The sequence below is a fragment of the Bacillus sp. S3 genome (assembly GCF_005154805.1).
GTDB lineage: Bacteria > Bacillota > Bacilli > Bacillales > Cytobacillaceae > Neobacillus.
This window is the reverse complement of sequence record NZ_CP039727.1, coordinates 1,651,076-1,674,027: the sequence shown is the minus strand read 5'-3', so window position 1 is coordinate 1,674,027 and position 22,952 is coordinate 1,651,076. Positions and strand designations below refer to the sequence as shown.

General features: G+C 39.1%; 20 protein-coding genes. 2 read left to right on the top strand and 18 right to left on the bottom strand.

Annotated elements, in window-relative coordinates:
• Positions 1 to 91: 91 nt before the first annotated feature.
• The 3 genes from FAY30_RS08030 to phaQ all read right to left on the bottom strand — a co-directional run bounded on the left by FAY30_RS08030 (position 92) and on the right by phaQ (position 2,180).
• A complete protein-coding gene (locus FAY30_RS08030; RefSeq protein ID WP_149869381.1) occupies positions 92 to 922 on the bottom strand; it encodes an undecaprenyl-diphosphate phosphatase in 831 nt (276 codons plus the stop codon).
• Between the two features lie 240 nt (positions 923 to 1,162).
• Complete coding sequence (locus FAY30_RS08025) at positions 1,163 to 1,762, bottom strand: hypothetical protein (protein ID WP_149869380.1); 600 nt, start codon at positions 1,760 to 1,762, stop codon at positions 1,163 to 1,165.
• The gene (gene phaQ / locus FAY30_RS08020) at positions 1,743 to 2,180 is read right to left on the bottom strand and encodes a poly-beta-hydroxybutyrate-responsive repressor (RefSeq protein ID WP_149869379.1); all 438 of its coding nucleotides are present in this window, start codon (positions 2,178 to 2,180) and stop codon (positions 1,743 to 1,745) included. Before phaQ ends, FAY30_RS08025 begins: the two co-directional genes overlap by 20 nt.
• A 148-nt stretch (positions 2,181 to 2,328) precedes the next feature.
• Here phaQ and FAY30_RS08015 point away from each other — a divergent pair, with 148 nt between their 5' ends.
• Positions 2,329 to 3,111 carry an alpha/beta fold hydrolase gene (locus FAY30_RS08015; protein ID WP_149869378.1) on the top strand — a complete coding sequence of 261 codons (783 nt, stop codon included), beginning with the start codon at positions 2,329 to 2,331 and terminating at the stop codon, positions 3,109 to 3,111.
• 70 nt (positions 3,112 to 3,181) lie between these two features.
• Here the strand turns inward: FAY30_RS08015 and FAY30_RS08010 are convergent, their stop codons facing one another.
• The 10 genes from FAY30_RS08010 to FAY30_RS07965 all read right to left on the bottom strand — a co-directional run bounded on the left by FAY30_RS08010 (position 3,182) and on the right by FAY30_RS07965 (position 16,577).
• Positions 3,182 to 4,261: an alpha/beta fold hydrolase gene (locus FAY30_RS08010; RefSeq protein WP_149869377.1), complete on the bottom strand. Its 1,080-nt coding sequence runs from the start codon at positions 4,259 to 4,261 to the stop codon at positions 3,182 to 3,184.
• A gap of 20 nt (positions 4,262 to 4,281) precedes the next feature.
• Positions 4,282 to 4,827 (bottom strand): polyhydroxyalkanoate biosynthesis repressor PhaR, encoded by a 546-nt coding sequence (locus FAY30_RS08005; RefSeq protein WP_149869376.1) that lies wholly within the window; start codon positions 4,825 to 4,827, stop codon positions 4,282 to 4,284.
• Between the two features lie 74 nt (positions 4,828 to 4,901).
• Positions 4,902 to 5,561: a hypothetical protein gene (locus FAY30_RS08000; protein WP_223820922.1), complete on the bottom strand. Its 660-nt coding sequence runs from the start codon at positions 5,559 to 5,561 to the stop codon at positions 4,902 to 4,904.
• A 137-nt stretch (positions 5,562 to 5,698) separates the two neighbouring features.
• A complete protein-coding gene (locus FAY30_RS07995) occupies positions 5,699 to 7,330 on the bottom strand; it encodes a long-chain-fatty-acid--CoA ligase (protein ID WP_149869375.1) in 1,632 nt (543 codons plus the stop codon).
• A gap of 108 nt (positions 7,331 to 7,438) precedes the next feature.
• Positions 7,439 to 10,042: a bifunctional acetaldehyde-CoA/alcohol dehydrogenase gene (gene adhE, locus FAY30_RS07990; RefSeq protein WP_149869374.1), complete on the bottom strand. Its 2,604-nt coding sequence runs from the start codon at positions 10,040 to 10,042 to the stop codon at positions 7,439 to 7,441.
• A gap of 190 nt (positions 10,043 to 10,232) precedes the next feature.
• A complete protein-coding gene (locus FAY30_RS07985) occupies positions 10,233 to 10,964 on the bottom strand; it encodes a Crp/Fnr family transcriptional regulator (RefSeq protein ID WP_149869373.1) in 732 nt (243 codons plus the stop codon).
• Positions 10,936 to 12,837 carry a heavy metal translocating P-type ATPase gene (locus tag FAY30_RS07980; RefSeq protein ID WP_190284847.1) on the bottom strand — a complete coding sequence of 634 codons (1,902 nt, stop codon included), beginning with the start codon at positions 12,835 to 12,837 and terminating at the stop codon, positions 10,936 to 10,938. The genes FAY30_RS07985 and FAY30_RS07980 overlap by 29 nt, the downstream gene beginning before the upstream one ends.
• Position 12,838: 1 nt before the next feature.
• On the bottom strand, positions 12,839 to 13,072 hold the full coding sequence (locus tag FAY30_RS07975; RefSeq protein ID WP_149869371.1) for a heavy-metal-associated domain-containing protein: 234 nt from the start codon (positions 13,070 to 13,072) through the stop codon (positions 12,839 to 12,841).
• 136 nt (positions 13,073 to 13,208) lie between these two features.
• Entirely contained in the window at positions 13,209 to 15,971 is a 2,763-nt protein-coding gene (ppc, locus tag FAY30_RS07970; RefSeq protein WP_149869370.1) for a phosphoenolpyruvate carboxylase, read from the bottom strand.
• A gap of 156 nt (positions 15,972 to 16,127) precedes the next feature.
• Positions 16,128 to 16,577, bottom strand: a complete 450-nt coding sequence (locus FAY30_RS07965) for an SRPBCC family protein (protein ID WP_149869369.1) — start codon at positions 16,575 to 16,577, stop codon at positions 16,128 to 16,130.
• A gap of 207 nt (positions 16,578 to 16,784) precedes the next feature.
• On the opposite strand from FAY30_RS07965, the gene FAY30_RS07960 reads away from it, so the two are divergent.
• Complete coding sequence (locus FAY30_RS07960; protein WP_149869368.1) at positions 16,785 to 17,423, top strand: YczE/YyaS/YitT family protein; 639 nt, start codon at positions 16,785 to 16,787, stop codon at positions 17,421 to 17,423.
• Here FAY30_RS07960 and FAY30_RS07955 read toward each other — a convergent pair.
• The 5 genes from FAY30_RS07955 to FAY30_RS07935 all read right to left on the bottom strand — a co-directional run bounded on the left by FAY30_RS07955 (position 17,396) and on the right by FAY30_RS07935 (position 22,940).
• Positions 17,396 to 17,953, bottom strand: coding sequence for a hypothetical protein (locus tag FAY30_RS07955; protein ID WP_149869367.1), 558 nt, complete (start codon positions 17,951 to 17,953; stop codon positions 17,396 to 17,398). The two genes, FAY30_RS07960 and FAY30_RS07955, sit on opposite strands and share 28 nt — an antisense overlap.
• Positions 17,954 to 18,236: 283 nt before the next feature.
• The gene (locus FAY30_RS07950; RefSeq protein ID WP_149869366.1) at positions 18,237 to 18,887 is read right to left on the bottom strand and encodes a YcnI family copper-binding membrane protein; all 651 of its coding nucleotides are present in this window, start codon (positions 18,885 to 18,887) and stop codon (positions 18,237 to 18,239) included.
• A gap of 21 nt (positions 18,888 to 18,908) precedes the next feature.
• Complete coding sequence (locus FAY30_RS07945; RefSeq protein WP_149869365.1) at positions 18,909 to 20,552, bottom strand: copper resistance CopC/CopD family protein; 1,644 nt, start codon at positions 20,550 to 20,552, stop codon at positions 18,909 to 18,911.
• Between the two features lie 240 nt (positions 20,553 to 20,792).
• Positions 20,793 to 22,094 carry an ABC transporter substrate-binding protein gene (locus tag FAY30_RS07940; protein WP_149869364.1) on the bottom strand — a complete coding sequence of 434 codons (1,302 nt, stop codon included), beginning with the start codon at positions 22,092 to 22,094 and terminating at the stop codon, positions 20,793 to 20,795.
• Positions 22,095 to 22,109: 15 nt separating this feature from the next.
• A complete protein-coding gene (locus FAY30_RS07935; RefSeq protein WP_149869363.1) occupies positions 22,110 to 22,940 on the bottom strand; it encodes a carbohydrate ABC transporter permease in 831 nt (276 codons plus the stop codon).
• Positions 22,941 to 22,952 lie beyond the last annotated feature (12 nt).

Here is a 22,952-nt window from a genome sequence, read left to right as displayed (position 1 = left end):
AAGGGAATGGGTACATGCCGTTTTCCACTTATATGGGACATCAGTCTCAATAAAAAAAGGCAGTTCCTAAAATAGGAATTGCCCGTTTTGATTAGAAGAAAACAAAATAGATGATTAAAGCTAATACAATTCGATAAATTGCAAATGGTAATAGTTTTATTTTATTGATTAGTTTTAAGAAAAATCGTATGGAAAGCAGCGCAAAAATAAAGGCACTAATAAAGCCAGCGATAAAGATCGGCAGCGCATCCATCGTCATATATTCCCAGTTTTTCAATAAGGAAAGAAAACTTGCCCCGGCCATTATCGGTACCGCCATAATAAAGGTAAAGTCAGCGGCTGCACGATGGCTCATCCCCATTAATACCCCTCCTGATATAGTCGAACCAGACCGTGAGAACCCAGGCCAAAGGGAAAAACATTGAAAAAGACCTACCGCCAATGCTTGTCCATACGAAATTTGATCAACTGTTTTGGTTTTTGGATTCCTTGGGCCGATCAGATCAGCAAGAATCATAAATACGGCGCCAATTACTAAACCAATTAGAACAGTACCAGTGGAAAATAGGTGGTCATCAATATAATCATTAAACAGGACGCCAAGGACGCCCGCAGGAATTAATCCTACAAAAATTTGTGATAATTTTAGGCGGCTACCACTGCCAACTGTTTGCTTACTAAACCGTCCTAGACTTAACAAGTTAATAAACCGGTCTTTAAATGTAACGACAACTGCAAGAATGGAACCAAGCTGAATGACCACTTTAAAGGTGTTAGCCCCGTGCTTTGTTAAAAACGTTTCAGATTTCAGCCACATATCATCGACAATAATCATATGTCCGGTTGAAGATACGGGCGCAAACTCTGTTAAACCTTCTACTAAACCTAAAATAATTGCTTTAATAAGCATTAGTAAATCCATGTTAAAATATCTCCTTACTTCTCAAAAAATAAAATCCGGCCAATTAATGATGCCACATTTCCAATAATAAATAAAGTATTTCCCTATTACTTTAGTCGATTATTCCCATCCGAATCGCTTTCTATATTAATGAAATAAAAAAACCACACTCTCTTTATAATAGAGAATGTGGTTTTACCTTTGATATTGGACTTTTATGTTAAACAATGCTGCTAATTCCCCTTATTCTAAAATTTGAGGTTATTGCGTTTTTACTAGTTCTTTAAAACTACTTTTGCCGCGTTCTACAAGGTTTAGATGTGTATTTCTTGCTTTCCTAACATATTCCTTGCGAACTGCGAGCCAAGCATTTCTCCGTTCACGAGCGTAGGCTACACGTGATTCTGCATTTTTTTCAAAATTATCTTCTAATTGATCGATGATTTGGAATATGGATCGTATTGGTGTAAGTGCCAATTTCTCTAATTGTCCTGAAACCTCTTTTAGTTGGTTCTTGAGTTCTTCGCGATCATTTGTGTATGCAGGTTCTTCTTTCACCTCTTCTTCGACTGCTTTAAATTGATGCATCAGTTCAGACATCGCATCCTTGTTTGTTTTTTTCGTCTGATCATACAATTTGGCGATGGATTTTCGATACTGCTTATTGAACTTAATGACCTCTCTTAGCGCATTAATGTAGGCATCCTCACGGTTTTCCCGAAGCTGCTCTCTCCTTTCGCGTGATTGCTCATACTGATCCCAGAATGTAGTTACAAATGAACCTACGATTACCGTTTCTTCTGCTGCCGGAATCTTTTTTTCATCAGCAGCAAGAGCCGTTTCACTTTTCTTCTGAGCCATCGTCCTTCCTCCTCCTATTCTTATTTACTTTCTCTATTGGATCCTTCTTATGGAAAGAAGGAATATAGAGCTCAAGAAAACTGGAATACATCTTGAAGAATTGGTCTAGGATTGATTGATAGGTTTCTAGCTGATTGGCATAGCCTTTTAAGTATGTAACACCCGCTTTAGTTATAGAATATCTTCTTTTGGCCGGACCACTGCCTGTTGTATCCCATTCTGATGAAACAAGTTCATCCTTTTCCAACTGTCTTAGCATCCTATATAAGTTCCCTTGGTCGAGAGCCTTAAATCCGAATGTCTCCAGCTTTTGGCTTAGTTCATACCCATGAAGAGAAACTCTGCTAAGAAGCAATAAAATAAATGGCAACACAAAATTTTTTGATGGATTGACTGATTTATTTTCTTGGTTTACCATATCTTTATCACCTCACCTACATGTATTTTACACCTATAAGTAATATTTTGTCAATATGTAAAATAAATATAGATATTATTAGTATTTATATGTTTACAATTTAGTGAACTTGGATATAAACTAAATAAAAATGACAAGGTGGTGTAAAATGGAAAAGGCTAGCGTTAGTAAATCAGGGGTGCCTTACTTGCATTTTGGTAACGGGGAACCATTGGTTCTAATTCATGGCTTAGGTGAAGTAAAGGAAGGGTGGCAAAACCAATTTGAATTAGCGGATCAGTTTGAGTTGATTATTCCTGATTTACGCGGTCATGGGGAATGTGAAAAAACGGATGGTATATCAATTCAAAACTTCGCCTCTGACTTGATTGGATTGTTAAAGGAGCTAAAGATTGAAAACGCTCACATCCTAGGGCTGTCAATGGGCGGAGCCGTTGCACAGGAAATCTATCGTCAGTCTCCCGACCATTGTCGTTCACTCATGTTGGTTAGTACATTCCACTTTTTCCCTAAGAAGCTTAAGGGTCTATTATTTAAGAACCGCAAAAAAAAGTTTGAGTCCGTTTCAGCTGCAGGAAAACAAGCGGAATTCCTCGGACGCATGGCACTTTACTCCTGGAATAAGGATATGATGGAGATATTTTGTCATTATTTCCGGCCCAAACATCCAATTTTCCTTGAATCATTGAAAATGTGTCTTGAAGTTAATAATCGGTCTTTACTGCCTACAATTAATGTTCCAACTCTAATTATAGGTGGACAATATGACTCTGTTTTGCCTGTCTGGATTCAGGCATGCATGCATAAACTGATACCACATTCTGAATTCATCATTATGAGGAATACCGGCCACCTTGCCAAACTGGAAGCAAAAGACCGGTTTAACCTCCTGTTAAGGAGATTCCTCACTCAGCAAAAAACAGCTGTGTAAATTACCTTTTCGGGAAGAATTGGACCCCCATCCATCTTCCCGTCCATCATTTTATGTTTGTTTCTTCCCATTATACTGGTGCTTTTTCAACTTCATTTGACCGTGTTGCAAGCCATTTATCAGCAAAAATGGCAAACATTCCTGTTAGCGCTAGTGAAACATGACCGCCTTCAAATACCTCATAGGTTTTATCTTCACTTGAAATCATATCCATAATCGGCAGGCTTTGCTGCTCCAATACTAGTGTGTCCCTTGAAGTGGAAAAAACAAAAACCGGGCAGGTAATATTCTTTAAATCTACTTTCCTGCCGCCAATCGTAAGCTCTCCCTTCAATAGCTTGTTATCTTTATAGAAATCATTAAATAATTGCTTGAAGGATGCACCTGCAAATGAAGCAGTGTCTTTTGTCCATTTGTCCATTCTTCGCCACTTTTCAACATAGTCCGCATCATGGGCACGGGAAATTAGATTAATCCAAGGACTCATATAGACTGGTGAGAGCCCTCTAAACATGAGATACATATACTCTGAAGGAATAACACCATACACATCTGAAAACCGATCAAAATTAATAAGTCCTTTTTGAAGCCCTTTTAACCATTTATCAGGGACAATCCCAACACTAAAATCAATCGGCACTGTGGCAAGAATTAAGTTTTTTATCGGTATATTCGTAATGGAAGTAAGGATTGCTGAAATTGTCCCGCCTAAACAATATCCTATCATGGAAATTTCCATGGCTCCTGAATGTCGGACTGCCCGCTTTACAGCGTTTTCTAAATAATCCAGGATATAATTATCCAAGGTAATATCTCGATCTTCATAGCCGGGCGAGCCCCAATCCAGGAAATAAACGTCGTATCCACGTTCTGTCAGGCCTCCAACGACACTGCTTCCTTCCCCGACATCTAAAATATATGGTTTATTTAATAATGAGTAGACCAAGAACAATGGGATTTGATATTTTTTTTCTTTCGCCGGGTGATAATATAAGGTAGATTTATTCCTTTTCCAAATAATCTCTCTTGGTGTCGGCACAATATCTGGTTTTGGTTCCGTTAATACTTTATAGACCCGATTCCATCTTGCGGTTTCCTTATCTATGTCAATTTGTTGAATATACTTCATAACTGATGCCTTTACGCTCATTTCGTTCTATGCTCCCTTCATTATGATTTAGAAGTACCAGCACCAGTAAAAACTAGCTCTTTATCCTTCTCTTTTGCTTTTTCTTTTTCTTTTGTCTTTTCTTTTTCTTTTGCCTTCCCTTTTTGGATCAAACCTTTCAGAGCGGCAAGTTCCGCTTTAATATCGGACAGTTGAGTAATCTCTTGCATTAACTCAGTTTGAATTTTTTTTGTTTCTCTTATTTCTAATGTCACTTTTTGGAATTCATTCTTCATCTGCTTGGCAACATTCACCACTTCTTGGAACACCTCAAGATTTTCTTTATTTAATAAACCAATGCTGTCCTGTAAATTCCAAAGTTGCTCTTCTAAAATGTCAATCTTTTCTTCAGCCTGGATCGACAGCTTTGCTACATTAGCAACATCTTTTTTCGTCGGGAAATTCATTACACCAGCCATAAGCTCCTGATTTTTTCTTAAAAGCTCCATGTGCCGCGCATGGCTTTCTGTGCCTGCTTTTAGTAGCTTAACGAACTCATTATTGTCAGTCATCATATATAACAAACCATTTAGTTGTTTTTCCCACATTTCGCTTACCCGCTTGACCCCGTCCAATGGATCATATGTTTTATCCTTTGCCATTCCGCTCCACCCCTTAAGTATTAAGATTTTGTAAGTTCTTCACTTTTTTCCAAGTATTTATTTAGCGGAAACATTAACGTTTTAATTTGTTTAGCAAAAAGATTAACAAAGCTCCTCTGATTTTCGTAAATTAAGGATCCTGCTTGTTTTACTGTTTTTATATATTGCTCTCTGCCTTTTTTACGAAGGGCAATATATTGATCAATCATTTCAAGATATTTATCCATAGACACGGTGCTGACTATCTTTTGACAAGGTGCTGCGAGAATCGTTAATGTCCTTTCTTGAATTTGGTCTATCTGTGCATTTATATCTTCATAAGATTTAAAAGGGAAAAAATGCTGCAAACTGGTGGTTGACATTAAAAATTCTTCCCTTGCTGTTTTTTCCCATGCAGAAAATTCCTGATAAAATTGGGCAGCAAGTTGTACCGTGTTTCCTTGATTACGCCGCACACTTTCAGCAAATAGATTGGCTTCTTTCAAAAATACTTCATCCCGAAAATCGGCGCGCTTCGACCATTCATCTAATTCCCCGAACGCGTGCTTCCAAAGAAGGTCTAGGCTCGTAAGCTGTTCTTCATTTTCAGCTAGTGTCTCAGCTGTCTCTTCCACGGGCACTTCCACACTAATTTCCAATAACTCTTCCTCAGCTTTTTCATTATCCTTTTTTCCAGTCATTTTTCTCGCATCCTTTCCAAACGTCCGATAAACTTGATAAAATTCATTTTAAACAGGGTGTTTTTATGTTGTGATTTTCTATGAGGTAGATTGTAGAGATTAGTCTTTAGCACTAATGCAGGTTCTAGAGGTGTATTTCATACTTGAGTTTTTTCTTGTTCTTTACGTAACATTCTTCTTAATAGTTTTCCAACTGAAGACTTTGGAAGATCATCCAGTATTACAATTTCTTTCGGCACCTTATATGGTGCAAGATTTACCTTTGCAAATTCAATAAGTTTTTCCGGCGCTGCAGCAGTCCCTTGCTTTAACTTAACAAATGCCTTTACAGTTTCTCCCCGATATGAGTCAGGAACCCCGATTACAATAGCTTCTTCCACTGCTTCATGCTGATACAGTACCTCTTCAATCTCACGAGGGTAAACATTGTAACCGCTGGCAATTATAAGATCCTTCTTTCTGTCCAAAATATAAAAATATCCATCCTCATCCATTTTGGCAATATCCCCAGTAAACAGCCAGCCGTCTCTCAAGACCATTTCAGTATCTCTAGGACGTTTCCAGTATCCTTTCATTACCTGCGGCCCGCGGAGGATCAACTCTCCTGCTTCTCCGACAGGTACATCAATAAATCCTTCCGAAGTTTCCTCCACGATCCTTGCCTCTGTTCCCGGGAGTGGAATACCAACACTACCTAATTTACGCGGAAGAAATGGCGGTGTGGAAATCGCGGATGGGGCAGTTTCGGATAATCCGTACCCGTCTGACAATCTTGTACCTGCTCTTTTTTCAAACGATTTTACCTGTTCAACCGGAAGTGGAGCGCCGCCGCTGTTCAAATAAAAAATATTTCCGATGCTGCTTTCCTCCAAATCAGGATGACTATTCAATGCAATTATCATTGTTGGTACCGCTGTCATTTGGAATGGTTTCTCTCGTTTAACGAGTTCTAATATTTCATTGACATCGAATCGTGGCAAAATCAGCTGATTACAGCCTATTCTAATTCCAGAAAGTGCATTACAGGAGAGACCATAAACATGAAACATTGGCAAAACACTAACAATTTTAAAGTTTTCCGGTTTCTCCTCGACAGCATTATAGGTAAAATCGCATACCTGGATAATATTAGCCAATAAGTTATGATGTGTAAGCATAACACCTTTAGCGACACCCGTTGTTCCTCCCGTATATTGTAAAATAGCCACATCCTCATTTATATTAATTGGAATTTCAGGGATTACATTGTCATGGGTTAAAAACTCTTCAAAATAAATATCTCCATCTGCAAGTGGAGTTTTATTTCCTCCAAACCCTACAACAATAACCTTTTTTAATGATGTCTTTGCCTGAACCTGCTTGATTCTAGGGTAAAGGGCTTCGAATACAACTATGTACTCCGCCCCGGAATCATTCAGGACATATTCAATTTCCCTTTCGACATACATAGGGTTTACCTGAACGGCAATCCCGCCTAATCGGAATGCAGCAAATAGACTAAATATATAATGTGGGCAGTTTGGAAGCATGATTGCGATCCGATCTCCTTTATGAAGGCCCACACGATATAGTGAAGCAGCCATCCATTCAGAAATCGTTCTGGCTTCATTATAGCTCCATGTTTTCCCAAAAAATGATAAAGCAGGTTTGTCATTATGAATATTGGCGGCTTGATTCAATAGATCAAATAATGACTCGTATTCGATTGATACATCATTGCTAATTCTAGGATCATAAAACTTTAACCATGGTTTTTTCTGATATACCATATTAATCCCTCCTTATTTTTTTTTGAAAAAAGTTGTAATCACCTAAATTATGTTATTTTGGAAGAGTTAGTCTCAGGGTTCTGGGACTGATTTTAACTTTTTGTAGACTTATACACCAAGATAAGCCTGGCGGTATATTTCGGCAAGTTCACTAATATAAGGCTGTTTTGGATTTGCAATCGTATCCTGATCATCAAAAGCATGTTCGGCAAGGACGCCTAGTTTGCTCTCGAATTTTTCTTTATTCACCCCGTTTGCTTGGATGCTCATTGGAATATCCAATTCTTTGGCCAAGGCAATAACCGCCTTTATTAAACTCTTAATTCCTTCCTCAGTTGAGCTTGCAGGAAGTCCCAGCATTTTTGCAATTTCTGCATAGCGCTCATCCGCAATAAAGTGGTCGTATTTAGGATTTGTCATAAATTTATTTGGTTTTGCTGCATTATACCGAATTACATGCGGTAAAAGGATGGCATTGGCACGTCCATGCGGGATATTAAACTCAGCCCCCAGGACATGGGCAAGGCTGTGATTGATACCCAAGAATGAGTTAGCAAAGGCCATTCCGGCAATTGTTGAGGCATTGTGCATTTTTTCACGTGCCTGTTCATCACTGCCATCTCTATAAGCCCTTGGTAAATACTTAAACACTAGTTCAATAGCTTTAAGTGCCAATCCGTCCGTATAATCATTTGCCAAAACCGAAACATATGCCTCAATTGCATGGGTTAAAACATCCATCCCAGTGTCAGCAGTAACATGCCTCGGGACAGTCATGACAAACTGCGAATCTATAATTGCCACATCGGGTGTCAGTTGGAAATCTGCCAATGGGTATTTCAAATTGGTCTTTTTATCAGTTATTACCGAAAAGGCCGTTACCTCTGAACCAGTTCCGGAAGTAGTTGGAATGGCTATGAATTTTGCTTTTCCGCGAAGCATTGGGAATGAAACCACTCTTTTAGTCGGATCAAAGAACTTTTGAGTAAGGCTATAGAAATCTGTATCAGGATGCTCATAAAATAACCACATTGCTTTTGCAGCATCCATTACCGAACCACCGCCAAGTGCAATGATACAATCAGGCTGGAACCTTCTCATTCTTTCTGCGCCAGTCATAACGGTTTCAATACTTGGCTCGGGTTCAATATCTGAAAAATATTCACACTGAATATTACTGCCATTCTTTTGAAGATAGTAGCTGACCTTGCCAAGATAGCCATTTTTTATCGAGCTTCCGCTTGTAACTATAAATGCTTTTGAGATTCCTGGAATCTGCGAAAGCATTTGGATGGAATTTTTCTCAAAAAAAATCTGTGATGGCACTTTAAACCATTGGATCATATTTCTCCTTTTTGCTACTTTTTTGATATTGATTAAATTTGCTGCTCCCACATTCTGTGACACCGAGTTCCCTCCATAAGTGCCACATCCAATTGTTAACGACGGTAATGATGTGTTATAAATATCCCCGATTGCCCCATGTGTTGATGGTGTATTGACAATAATCCGGCCTGCTTTCATCCGCAATGCAAATATATCAACTAAATTTTGGTCAGCAGTATGAATCGCCGCGGAGTGTCCTAATCCACCGTATTCTAGTGTTTCCTCAGCTATTAAGAGCCCTTCTGAAAAACTATTAACCTTATAGCAGGCTAAAAGTGGACTTAATTTTTCACAAGAGAGCGGATAGTTTGGCCCTACACCATCTAACTCTGCAATAAGGATTTTTGTATTTATCGGAACATTTAATCCTGCCATTTTGGCAATCGTATATGCAGGTAAACCGACAATCAAAGGATTAAGTGCTGCGTATTTTGGATCGATAGCAATCCGCTCGACCATCTGCCGCTCTTCCTCGTTTAAGAAATAACAGTTGTTTGTCACTAATTCCTGCCGTACTTCGTCATAAATCTCATTATCAATAATGAGTGCTTGTTCAGATGCACAAATCATGCCGTTGTCAAAAGTTTTTGATAAGATTAGGTCGTTGACAGCTCGTTTAATATCGGCGGTTTTTTCGAAATAACAAGGAACATTCCCAGCGCCGACACCAAGTGCCGGTTTTCCTGAACTATAAGCAGCAGTTACTAGGTTTGGTCCGCCTGTTGCAAGGATGAGAGAGATCTTGGGATGCTTCATCAAGGTTTGAAAGGCTTCATGGGAAGGGATTTCTATCCACTGGATACAGTTCTCGGGAGCGCCAGCTTTTCTTGCTGCATCCCTTAACAGATCAGCTGTTACAGTGCAGCATTTTTGAGCATAACGCGGGAAAGCAAAAATAATTGGATTTCTTGTTTTAAGAGAAATTAACGATTTAAAGATAACCGTTGAGGTTGGGTTAGTAACCGGGATAATTCCCGCTATCACACCGACAGGCTCGGCCATCTCAACCATACCCTCATTTTCATTTTCACTTATGATGCCAACTGTTTTCATATCCCTTATGTTGTTATAAATACATTCAGTAGCAAACATATTTTTGAAAACCTTATCCTCATAAACCCCTCGCTTAGTTTCTTCTACCGCCAGCTTTGCTAGATATCTATGGTTTTCAAGTGCTGTTAAAGCGATCTGTTTTACAATCTCATCGATCATTTCCTGATTAAAACTGCGAAATTCTCCAAGTGCCTTGGAAGCGTTATTTGCTAATGTATCAATCATTGCTGAAACTACCTGCTTTTCTTGTATTACTTTTTCTTTTACAGCCATACATCATCCACTCCTTTGTTTCTCTATTGGCTAAAATATATCATGCGGCATAATCGAGAAATGTCGAACTTTGCGCAGAAGTGAATGAATAACCATTCATTTATCCATAATTCATAAAATGTTCAAAATTATCTCGGACATGACAAAAGGGATGCTTTAAGCTCTCAAGCATCTCCCTGGCAGTTAACTATTATTCTGTTGCAATTTTCATCACCATTTTTAACTCCATGATATTGAGCTTTCTTTGTCCGGTTTGTTCAATCCAGCCAAGCTCCTGAAACGAGGATAGCCTTCTGCTTAATGTTTCTTGGGTCATTCCTATATATGAAGCGAGGTCTCGTTTACTCATTGGCAGGGTAATTTCTATAGCCTTATTTTCTGGGGATAATTTTGGGTGAGTTTTATGAACTAAGTCAATAAGATATGAGGCAATTCTTTTTTCAGCATCCTGTGTGTGAAATCTTTCAATTGCCTTTTCCGCTTCATCTAACCGACTGCTAAAAACCTCGAGAATTTTTAATGATATTTCTGGCTTTGTTAATAAAATTTTCCGCAAATCAGATTTATGAATGACACAAAGTTCAGTTTGTTTCATGGCTTCAGCATAATTAGTTAAGGATTCCTTTGTAAAAAGAGAGAGCTCGCCCATAAAATCCCCCGGACACATAATTCGGATCAGCTGATCTTTTCCGGATTCGGTTAACCGGTATATTTTTACCTGACCCTTATGAACAATATATAGATAATCGGAAGCGTCCCCTGCTTCAAATATGATCTCCCCCTTTTGATAAGTCTTGCTTTGGCTTGTTTTTGCAATTTCAAACATATCATCATCTTGTAAATGGTTAAAAATCGGTACTAACGAAATACAGAGTTTTTTTACACTAGTTCCATTAAGCGGTTGGTGCCGACACTGATTCATTTTGCTTCTCCTCCCTATACAACCTGCCTTTATCTTTATTATATCCCACAAGTCTAAGGGCATTTAATATGACCATTAGAACACTAAACTCATGAATGAACATACCAGATGCTAGAAAAATATTCTTCGATAATACTCCTGCTAATAAAATCATAACGGTAGCCACAGCAAAGAACATATTTTGCTTCATATTGCTGACAGTTGCTTTTGCTAATTTATATCCATGAATCAGCTTTTCTAACCTATCCGCAATAATAATCATATCGGCTGTTTCCATCACTGCATCGGTCCCTGAACCACCCATTGCAATGCCAATATCGGCCATTGCAATGGCCGGTGCATCATTGATGCCATCCCCAACCATCGCAATTTTAAATCCTTGCTGCTGTAATTGTTTTACCTTCTCTACCTTTTCTTCGGGGAGAAGTTCAGCATAAACTTGGTCAATTCCTAGCTGATTGGCCACGGTCTTTGCCGTGTGCAGGTTATCACCTGTTAGCATAAATATTTGTTTTACTCCGATTTGCTTCAGATGCTGAATTGTATCTGCGGCCTCAGCTCGTATTCGATCGGCAACCGAAATTACCCCGATAATGTGATTGTTTATTGCAGTAAACACTGCTGTATTTCCCTTTTTCTCTTGCCCCACAGCGTATGACTCTACATCATAAGAAATACGTATTTGATTTTCCTTCATCCATTTTCTGTTTCCGATCATCACCTTTTTCCCTTTAATAGTTGCTTTAATACCATGCCCTTTGATGACCTCAACATCATCCGGCCGATTAATAAGTCTTATTCCCCTGCTTTTGGCTTCTCTTACAATGGTCTTGCCTAAATGGTGTTCGGAAATAACCTCTGCCTCTGCTGCCATCGTTAATAATTCCTCTTCCTCCATTCCATAGGCTTGAATGGCTGTCACTTCAGGCTGTCCTTTAGTAAGTGTTCCAGTTTTATCAAATAAAACGACATCTATTTTGGATAATTTCTCCATCACCTCTCCACCCTTGATCAGTATGCCGCTATTTGCGCCATTACCGATTCCTGCAACAATCGATACTGGTGCAGAAATGACTAAGGCACCCGGACAGGCAATCACCAGGAAGGTCAGCGTTAATTCGATATCCTTTGTGAAGAAATAGACCATGACCGATAGGACGAGTATTACCGGTGTATAAAAGTTTGCAAACTTCTCAAGGAATTTCTGGGTTTTAGCCTTTGATTCTTGGGCCTCTTCCACAAGCTCGATGATTTTGGCAAAAGTGGTATCTTCCCCAACCCTTTCAGCTATCACTTCGATATATCCGCTATCTACGATAGTTCCACTGAATACATGATCATTTTTTTGTTTGCTGGCTGGAACAGACTCACCTGTGATGGCTGCTTCATTTAGCAAAGCCTGCCCAGAAACGACGATTCCGTCGACAGCAATTTTTTCTCCAGAAGGGACTAGAACAAGATCTCCTATTTTTACTTCTTCCGCTGGAATACTGACTGATTTCCCCTCTCTTTTCACTGTGGCTTTTAGCGGGGCCATATCCATGAGAGATTTTAATGACCTCCGAGTTTTTTCAAGCGTATGCGCTTCAAGATAGGCTCCAAATATAAATAAAAAAGTAACCGCTGCTGATTCCACATATTCACCTATCATCAGTGCCCCTGCCACGGCAATCGTGACCAGCAGTTCAATGCTAGAGGCCCTCATCCTAACGGATTGCCATGCTTTTTTGACAATAGGATAACCGGCTATCAAGGTGGAAAGGATGAGAACTGCATCCTTCATGACATATATTTTTATCATGTAAAATAAAAATGCAGCTGCGAGCAAGCTTCCTGATAGGATTACTATTACACCCTTTCTATTTCGCGTCATCCTAATCATCCCCCAATTTTTCCTTAGCGGTTAAGATCTGGTAACCTAATTTTTCTATTATATCCTTTATTCTTTCTGAATCGATATTTGCTTCATTATACACGACTTTTACCTTGCTTGAGTTAAAGAGTACCTGGGCTGCTTGGACGCCTGACAGCTTCAAGAGTGCCTTTTCAATTTTTTTAATACAGCTTGGGCAGGTGAGCTCCTCCATTTGAAATTTAACTGTTTTCATTTTCCATTTCCCCTCTCTGTTATCTTCTCCTTCATCATATCGGGGAATGAAAAATTCAACCTTGACCGTTGTCAAATTTTAATAAAATTAAAAAAGCGATAAGCTCATTTAATGAGTTATCGCTTTTTTTGCAATATCAACCGGTATTCCGTAAACCTGCGGAAATTCCGCTGATGGTAAGAAGGACTTCCGTTAAAAGTTCCTCATTAGGCTCGTCCTGTTCCCGCAGTTCTTTTATTAGTTCTACCTGTAAAAAGTTTAAAGGATCCACATATGGATTTCTTCTAAACACTGATTCCTTGATATTAGGAGTGTGATCAAGCAATTCTTTGTCACCGGTAATTTTGAGAAGAATGGCTTTTGTCTTTTCATACTCATCTAGAATATTAGCAAAGATTCTTTCGGCAATTGTTTTATCATCAACAAGTAATAAATATTCCTTCGCAGTCGTAATATCTGCCTTCATCAAAGCCATGTGAAGATTGTCAATGGTTGATTGAAAGAATGGCCACTTTTCATACATTTCCTGCAGGAGCTTCAAATTTTTCTCATCTTTTGCAGCAAAGCTGTCTAAACCAGTACCCGCAGCATACCATGCAGGAAGCAGCTGGCGGCTTTGTGTCCATGCAAACACCCATGGAATGGCCCTCAAGTCCTCAAATCTCCCTCTATTTTTACGACTCATTGGTCTTGAACCGATATTAAGATCGCCGAGTTCTTTTAATGGTGTGGCTTCATTAAAATAAGTTAGAAAATCAGGATCTCCAAATACAAGTGATTGGTATTTTGCCAAGGAATCACTTGAGATTTCCTCAATGGCTTCTTCCCAATTCTGTTCACGTAAATGCCCTTGCTCTGCTTCTTTTGAAACATGTGTGGCAGCAAGGATCAAGGTAGAGGTCGCTTGTTCCAAGCTGCGATAGGCAATATCCTCAAGCAGATAACGAGATGACAAAACTTCACCTTGTTCGGTAATTTTGACGCCATCCCCAATCGTTTCTGCCGGTTGTGAAAGAATACTTTTGTTTAAAGGACCGCCGCCCCGACCTAACGACCCCCCGCGGCCATGGAAGAATTTAAGTCCTATCTGATACCTTTTTGCCATTTCATGAATTTCAATCTGTGCTTTATACAGCTTCCAGTTGGCCGTTAATGTCCCGCCATCTTTACTGCCATCTGAATAACCAAGCATAATTTCCTGCTGGTTCCCCAGAATTTGCAAATGATTGCGGTAAACCGGCATGTTAAAAAGATTTTCCATGATGGATGGACCTGCTGTTAGATCGTCGATGGTTTCCAATAATGGTGCCACATGTAAATGACTTTCCAATGTTCCATCTGCATGAAGTCGGTAGATTCCGGCTTCTTTTGCTAAAACAAGTACTTCTAATAAGTCACTCGAAGATTTTGTCATACTGACGAGATAAACAGAGATCGACCGTTTTCCGAATTCCTCGTGAGCAGCTTTAATCATTTGGAACACCTTAATCATTTCCTGTGTTTCTGCTGAATAATCTTCATTTAGCAAAAGAAGCGGCCTTGGATCCATAAGAATACCTTGCAGTATTTTTACCTTTTCCTCTTCAGAAAGTGTTGCATAATTTTCAGCAATGCGGACTTTACGCAGTATTTCTGTCATTGCTGCCTCATGCTCCCCGCTATGGTTACGAATATCAAGTGTGGCCAAATGGAAGCCAAACAGCTGGACCTGACGAATCAGCTTTTGAATAATCTTTAATTCATGTGCCGTTGGATGATGTTGTTTTAAGCTATTGTCAATCATAAACAAATCCGCTAATAATTCATCGGCTGATTGATAACCTAAGTCGGATTTACCGACTTGACGTATTCTTTCAATGATCAATGCAAAAACCCGGCGGTAAACTTCGGTTTTTATCGGCCATTTTTTCTCTTCAGTTAAAAATAATTCCTCTTTTTCCTCAAGGTAGGAAAGAAGCTCGTCACTAACTTCAACCCTTGTCGTGGAATGACTGTATCGTTTCATTAAATCTACCAGTACATTTTTATACTTTTTTAAGACAAGCCTTCGCTGTCTTTCTAATGTTTCCCAGGTCACATCATGGGTGACATTTGGGTTTCCATCACGATCACCGCCAATCCATGATCCAAAACGAAGGAAATTAGGAACCTCCCAAGAAGTGTTCGGATAATTTTTTTCAAGACACTCTGCAACCTCCTGATGAATTTCAGGAAGCACCTCGAAAAGAGTCTGATCAAAATAATACAACCCATTACGGACCTCGTCCAACACAGTTGGCTTATGTTCACGCAGTTCATCCGTTTGCCATAATATGGCCACTTCATTAAACAAGCTCTCTTCGAGCTTTTTTTGTTCTCTTGTTGATAATAATGGATGATCAAGCAGCTTTAATAATGCTGCAATTCTCTGCTGAATTTCAAGAATGGATCGTTTTGTTGCCTCCGTGGGATGTGCAGTTATCACTAGTTCAAGCGACAAAGTATTAAGTACATCTTGAATGACATCGTCCTTAATCTCGTTTTCTTTAAGCTTTAGAATTGCACTCTCAATTGATGCAGGTTGAACAATTGATTCATCTTCAAGCTGATATTGTCTCCGCCTCCGAATTCGGTGGTTCTGCTCTGCGGCATTGATTAAATGAAAGTACATTGAAAATGCCCTGATGACTTGTTTCCGCATTGGCGAACTTAAACCGCTAATCTCTTCCTTTAAGGCTTGATAGATCTCTTGATCAAAGTGGAACCTAAGTGTTTTGCACATAAGTCTAATTTTTTCCACTTTCTCAAATAGTTCTGTACCACCATGATTAACAAGGATTTCTCCAAGCATTTTTCCTAGTAGCTTTACATCGCGACGCAATGGAAGACTGCTGTCATTCACTTTTAATTCTGCTGCCATATGGATCACCTTCCCGTGTATTCAAAAGATTCGCTAAATTTTTTATATAACTATAACATATCTTTATGCATCGTGTGCACTATAAAATTACTTTATCACTTTATATAGGAAAAGAACAAATAAAAAACCCGCACAGCAGCGGGCTTTCATCTTGCCTTATTTTCGTTTATATTCTTCTAACTTAGAAGAGATGGCCACCGCCACTTCTTCATCCGATATTTGAATTGCTTTTTTAAATAGCGTTTTTGCTAAGGTTCCCATCGACCCTGTTGCATTGATATCGAGAAACCCAGTAACCCGTGTTTTATTTCTATTTATTGCTTTTGCTTCAAAATACCCTTCACCAATATACTTTTCGTTCTTGCGTTTTAATTCAAAGCATATCTTACTTGGTTCATTCCATTCAATAATATCAATGACGAGCGTAACCTTTTTTTTCATGACCACTAGGTCACTTTTAAATTCACAGCTGATTTGCCGGTCATTTATTTTTTCGTGTTGAATATACCCTGGAACAAGTGGCGCCCAATTATTTTCGTCTCTGATAAAGTCCCAAATTACTTCAATCGGGATATCTAATTCTACATGTTGTATTTCACTTGGCATTGGTGTATCCCTCTTTCATTGTCAAAGTAAAAGACCTTCAAATGCTTGAAGGTTTATTCTAGAATATATGTTAAACCATTATTTTATAGAAGAAACATTCTTCATTATCTCTATTTACTATTGAAAAAAGTGACGGTGCGTCATATGATATGTGGATAGGTTTTTACTATTCAGAAAAGTCACTTCGGATATTGGGGGCATCAGAGATTGAAACTCTTTCAGTATTTTTTATTCTTTTTAGGCTTAACCTTTTTTGGGTTGGGTAATGCCATCGCTGTTAAAGTTAAATATGTGGGGCTTCATCCCTGGGAGGTCCTAAATGTGGCACTTTATCAACACTTTGGTTTAACGATTGGTACATGGGGCGTGATTTGCGGACTCATCTTAATCATCATTTCCTTTTTTGTCGCCCGAAGCTATATTAGCTTTGGTACCCTCCTAAATGCTCTGTTGATTGGACCCATCATGGACTTTTTCCTTTGGATAGATATTCTCCCTAAGGCAACAAATACATGGCTGGATTATTTGATCCTTCTTTCCGGTGTTGTCATTACTGGAATTGGTGGTGGAATGTATGTAGCAGCAGGGATTGGTGCCGGTCCACGGGATGGCTTTATGCTATCCATCTCTGATAAATCGAGGCTATCGGTTAGTCAAGCACGCATAATCGTTGAAAGTATTGTTTTAGTGGTTGGATTTTTACTAGGCGGCCCCGTTTTCATCGCGACTTTCCTTTATACCTTTGTACAAAGTCCAGTTTTCCAACGTTCCTTGAGAGTTTTTAAGGTATTGGTGGAGTCAGTTAAAAGGAGGAAAGATCAGACGCAAGAAGGTATTGCCTCCTGATAATGATTTTGAACATAGGATGACAACTTTCCTTCGTAAATTAATTCAAGGGATGTTGAATCTTTAATATCCTGAGGTGTCACGAGGGAAAGTGGTTTTTTCCTTTTTATTGGAATACCTGATTCTTCTAAAAGGGCTGCTACAAAATGGGAGCAAAAGAAAGCATTTTTGCGATCGATTTCCATGTTTAGCATTACAGCAATCAAACCGATAAGATTGTACCTGTAATCACTCTTACGCTCCTCCATATCCCTGATTTTAGCGATTATTTTTTCAAATTGTCTATCTGTAATCGTAATACAATAAATGGCACAATCGGCATTCCTAAATAAACCTCCACGAATATTTTCCTGTACGAAACCCGCCAAGAAAGGATTCCGTGGATTTTTCCTACCAAAACTATAAACCTTGTTAAAATGATCATCTATCACAATTGAGGCGTGATTGAGAGGCTTCTTCGTATACAACTTGATTATTTTTGTGAAAATAGTGCCTGTATCAGTAAGCAGGACATATATCTTCCTGTTCATAGTATAAACCTCCCGCACAAACTTAAGTGTTTCCCTATAAATAGTCTAATCGCCATCTCATAAATAGGGAACAATCTCAGGTTTTATTTTCGGCTAAGACCTGAGACTTAGACACTATTTCCTAAATTCATGAACCTTTTTCCTTTTTTAGAATTAACTGTTTATTTTTATTATAGTTTAGAATTTACTGGATTGGGAGTAAATCTAAAGGAAAAATGTCATATTTTTTCCAATTAAAAAAAACAGGAGTTGCCAAAGGCTTCTCCTGTTTAAAACATCTTCATTATTTTTTACGCATTGCCACGATAAGCGCTGCAAGTGCCAGTAATGCTGCTGCACCTGATAAAATGAGCGGAAGAGAATCGGACGTATCATCTGCTTTTTCGTCCTCTGTTGTTTGCACTTTATCTGTTTTTTCAGTATGTTCTGTAGTCGCTGTATTATGATGGTCAGTTGATGTTGCCGTCACAATGTCCGTAATGGAATGCGGGGAATCAGAACCTTCACCACCAGTCCACTCCACAATACTGCCGTCTTTGTAATATTGAAACGCATCCCATGCCGCCTTTGTTGCCTTATCAGGATTCTTTGCTACAAACACGAACTGCTGGAATTGTCCAGCTTGAATTCCCTCACCGGTCGCCTCGAATGTAAAGGTCTTCACTTTCCCACTAGTATCTTTTTCAGCAGAGTACGTCCACCCGGGAACGGGTTGATAGGACATCACCTCTACTCCTTCAGGGGCTTTGATAGTAACTTTAGTGGTTGCCACATCTTTTTCAACTGGAACCTTTAAGGTATAGGTTTCCCATGCTCCGGTTGCGGAGGTTTTCGGACTTACTGTTACATGTGCACTTGCGATACTTGAAAAGAAAAATAAACTGATTACTGCTGGAATAAACACTTTTGAAATCTTTATCATGAATTTTTTCATAGAGATTCTCCTCGATTGTTATTATTGACTGCCGGCCAAAACGCTAAAATCAGTATCAATGCTTTCTAACGATTTTGTTAAAACGTGTACATGGACGTTCCATTTCCCAGCCATACTGAAATGCAAACCTTGTACCTGGTATTTTCCATCCGCAATTTTAGTAAGATTAACCGTCTCTTTGCCCATATCCATCTCAGGCATAGTAAAGGTTAAGTGTAATTGCTCAATATTTTTGATTGGCTGCCCTTGACGATCTTTGAGTGTAACTTCATATAAATTTTCGCCAATCCTATTAGGGGTCACTCTCAATGTCACCTGATTGCTGTGTGTGACTGTTTTAGATTCCTTAAAAGGCCCTGGAGATTGCATGGCTGTTGGTAAATTAGTTAGGACAACAGAAATAATTAGGATCATCAGTCCGACTGTAAACTCACCCCAGATGGATGCTGCCAAGCCTCTTCCTCTTTTTCTTTTTCCTTTCATAAAATTCAAAGCCGCAAGGATGACCATCAACAAAAATAAAATAATTTTGCTTACTAACACCTTTCCATAGGCCGTTTGGAAAAGGGACGACAAGGTTGGAATGTATAATAGAATGCCAAACACTCCAGTAAAGGTTAAAAGAAGGACGAGAATGATGCCCCATTTGGAGAAACGGTTTACCATTAGTAGATAATCTTGTTTCGTTTCTGCACGTTTCCGCCAAGGCAACAGTGCAGCAAAGCCGATTAAACTTCCTACCCAAATTGATGCAGCCAGCAAATGGACAAAATCCATTGATATTTTTACTAATTGATTGTTTCCTGCTGCCGCATGACTAGTGAATGTCTTTGTCAGCAGCAACGCTATTCCTAAACCAAAACATGCCCAAACAATGACCTTTTTCGTGCTCTCAGCCATCCCAATAAATGAAGTGATAAGGCCTAGAGTCAATAGAATGGCAGCCTGGTAAATCCATGTTTGCCCAAAGGCTGTATTCGATAAGACATTTTCAAGCAGTTGAAAGCTAAACACTTCACTCCAAGGGAGTCCGGATTCTATTGTAGCTTGTAATGGCAAGCTTAGCAGAATACTCATGAATAATAGTACAAAACTTATTCCATACATTCTAAGGAACAACTGATCCGCTGTCCTATTTTTACGATATCCTTTTGGTAAAATAGCCATGTAAAAAAACAGGAGCCCGACATAACTGGCATTGCTGAGATATTGCAGCCAACGGATCATAATGAGATCTGCTTTTGGTGTATAACCTTCAGTCTCATTATGTAACCCTGAAGTGCCTTGACTCTCTGTTCCAATTTGAAAGGGAATGACACCTTCAACAGGATGACCGTCACTTGAAACAACCTTCCATTTTATTCGATATGTCCCTTCTGAAAGGTTCTTCTTCAATCCGCTCTTTAAAACGGAAGGCTGCTTTGGATCAATCTGTCCATTTTCTTTATCGACCCTGTTTCCTTCTGAATCGAAAACTTTGATTGAATGAAAAGCCGGCTGGATGGATTCGTCAAATTGAATCGTTACTTCCTTTGGTGGTTTTTCTAAGATTTCATTTTCTAACGGCATCGACTGTTTAATATAAGCATGGGCAGAAAAAATAGACGGAAATAAAAATAGGGATATGACAACCACGGACATGCATAATTTACTTTTTAAATTCAATGTATTTCTCCCCTAACACTCTTGTAACTCGAACCCGTTCATTCATTAGTTTCTTTTATCACTATCGATACAATGATAATGGTAATAAAACATATTAACAATATTAATCCAGGAATAAATTATGGCTAATTATTGAACATTAATAGATAACTAATGTAAAATTAGTTTATACTACTTTCAATTTTTAAAACAACAGGCCGCTATCGTAAGAGATAGCGGCCTTTCCAATGATCATCATCTTTATTTACTTACTTTATCTAATGCACGCTGCGCCTCTTTTTGGGCTTCCTGTAATGCCTTTTCTGCTGAGATTCCTTCGATTTCTACTTTATCCGCAGCCTTAACAAGTGCGTCATAGATTTTTCCGCCGGTAGGATCAACAAATGGCGGTGTAGCCATTTGTGCCTGCTGAAGTGGGACAGCGATTTGTGGATTTTTTTCAGCAAACTCTTTATAGGCCGGTACATCCACCGCTGATTTTCTAACAGGGATATATCCAGAATTAATCGACCAGTCAGCTGTATTTTCAGCATTCGTGAAAAACGTTAACCATTTAAATGCTGCCTTTTTTTCTTTCTCTGAAGCAAGAGCCGGAATCGCTCCCATATGTGCACCAGCGTGCGGTGCAGCTTGTTTTCCTTCCCAGCCGGGCTGTGGATAGGCAGCAAGAATTGAAAAGTCCAGATCACCTTGGTCACCACTCGAACCGGTATACCCTGCGGCACGTCCCTGCATTACATCATCAATTGTTTTATACCAATACTCCCAGCCTTGTCCATCATGATGGATGGCCATTGATTGATCTTCGTGAATTCCTTTTTTGAAAAGCTCCCATGCCTTTACCCATTCAGGGGAATCGATGACCACTTTCTTGCCATCTTCGCTTAAATATTTTCCCCCGTTGCTGAGGGCTGCATCTATCATATTATCGGGACCCCACATTGGCTCCCATCCATATACTTCAGTAACGTTTCCATTTTTCTTTGTTAATTGTTTAGCAGCCTCAGCCAGTGACTCCCATGTTTTAAGCTGTTCCGGAGAAATCCCTGCTTTTTCGAACATATCCTTCCGGTAATACAGAACTTGAGTGGTTCCGTAAAGCGGCAGGGCATATTGTTCACCATTTATTGTCCCTTGCTGATAAAAAGCAGCAATAAAATCTCCTGAATTAAACTCACCATCCTCTTTTATGTAGGTTGTCAACGGAGCAAGAACCCCCTTTTTCGCAAATGCGTTCATTGGGTCATTTTTCAATAGAACAGCTGCCGGCACCTTTTTGGCCGCGATCCCAGCTTGCAGCTTTTGCAGTGTTTCATCGTACGAACCTTGAGCAACTCCAATGACCTTTACTTCATTCTGACTATTATTAAATTCTTTAATTCGCTCTTCAACACCCTTCCCCAACTTTCCACCAAGACCATACCAAAACTCAATTTCTACAGGTCCATTTGCTGATGAAGATTTCGTCGAAGTACAGCCGGTTATCAATGAAACTAGTAAAATAACTATTGTGCTAATTGAGAAAATCTTTTTTGTAAACATTTCTATTCCTCCCTCTTATCCTTTTAATCCTTGATCACTAATTCCAGAGATAATCCATTTTTGCGCAAACACAAACAAGATTAATAATGGCAGCACGGCGAAAGCACTGGCAGCCATTATAAGCGGCCATTGAATCCCATACGCACCCTCTTGAATGAAAAATTGCCTTAACCCTGTGGTGATTAAATACTTCTTTTCACTTGTTGTTATTAGCGTTGGCCAAAGATAACTATTATAGTTTTGGACAAAGCTAATCAACCCGAATGTGACAAAGGTTGCTTTAGTCGTTGGAAAAATGATCGTCCAAATAATTCTCCAATGGTTTGCACCATCAACCCTTGCCGCCTCAACCAATTCTTTCGGAACCTGCATAAACGCCTGTCTAAACAGAAATATTCCAAACACACTGACAGCATTAGAAAAAATCAAGCCTTTATATGTGTCCAGTAAATGGAAATCAGCTAAAATAACATAGCTCGGCACATATGTTGCCGCTGTAGGCAGCATATACGTAATCAGAATAATTGAAAACAGCAGGTTTCTTCCTTTAAATTTTAATTGCGTAAAGGCATAGGCAATTAACGCCGAATTGACAATTTGAATCAATACAATTACACATGCAGTAAAAACGCTGTTAAAAATGTACTGATCAAATGGTGCCATCGCCCAAGCTTCACTGAAATGATTCCACATCGGTTTTTCCGGCCACAAAGTAGGCGGAAATTGCCAGATCTCATCTTTCGTTTTAAGGGCACTTACCACCATCCATAAGAAAGGGAAAACCATCATTAAACTAATAAAAATAAAACTTACATGCTTCAGCATCACTATAGGCAGCTTTTTCATTTCCTGATGCCC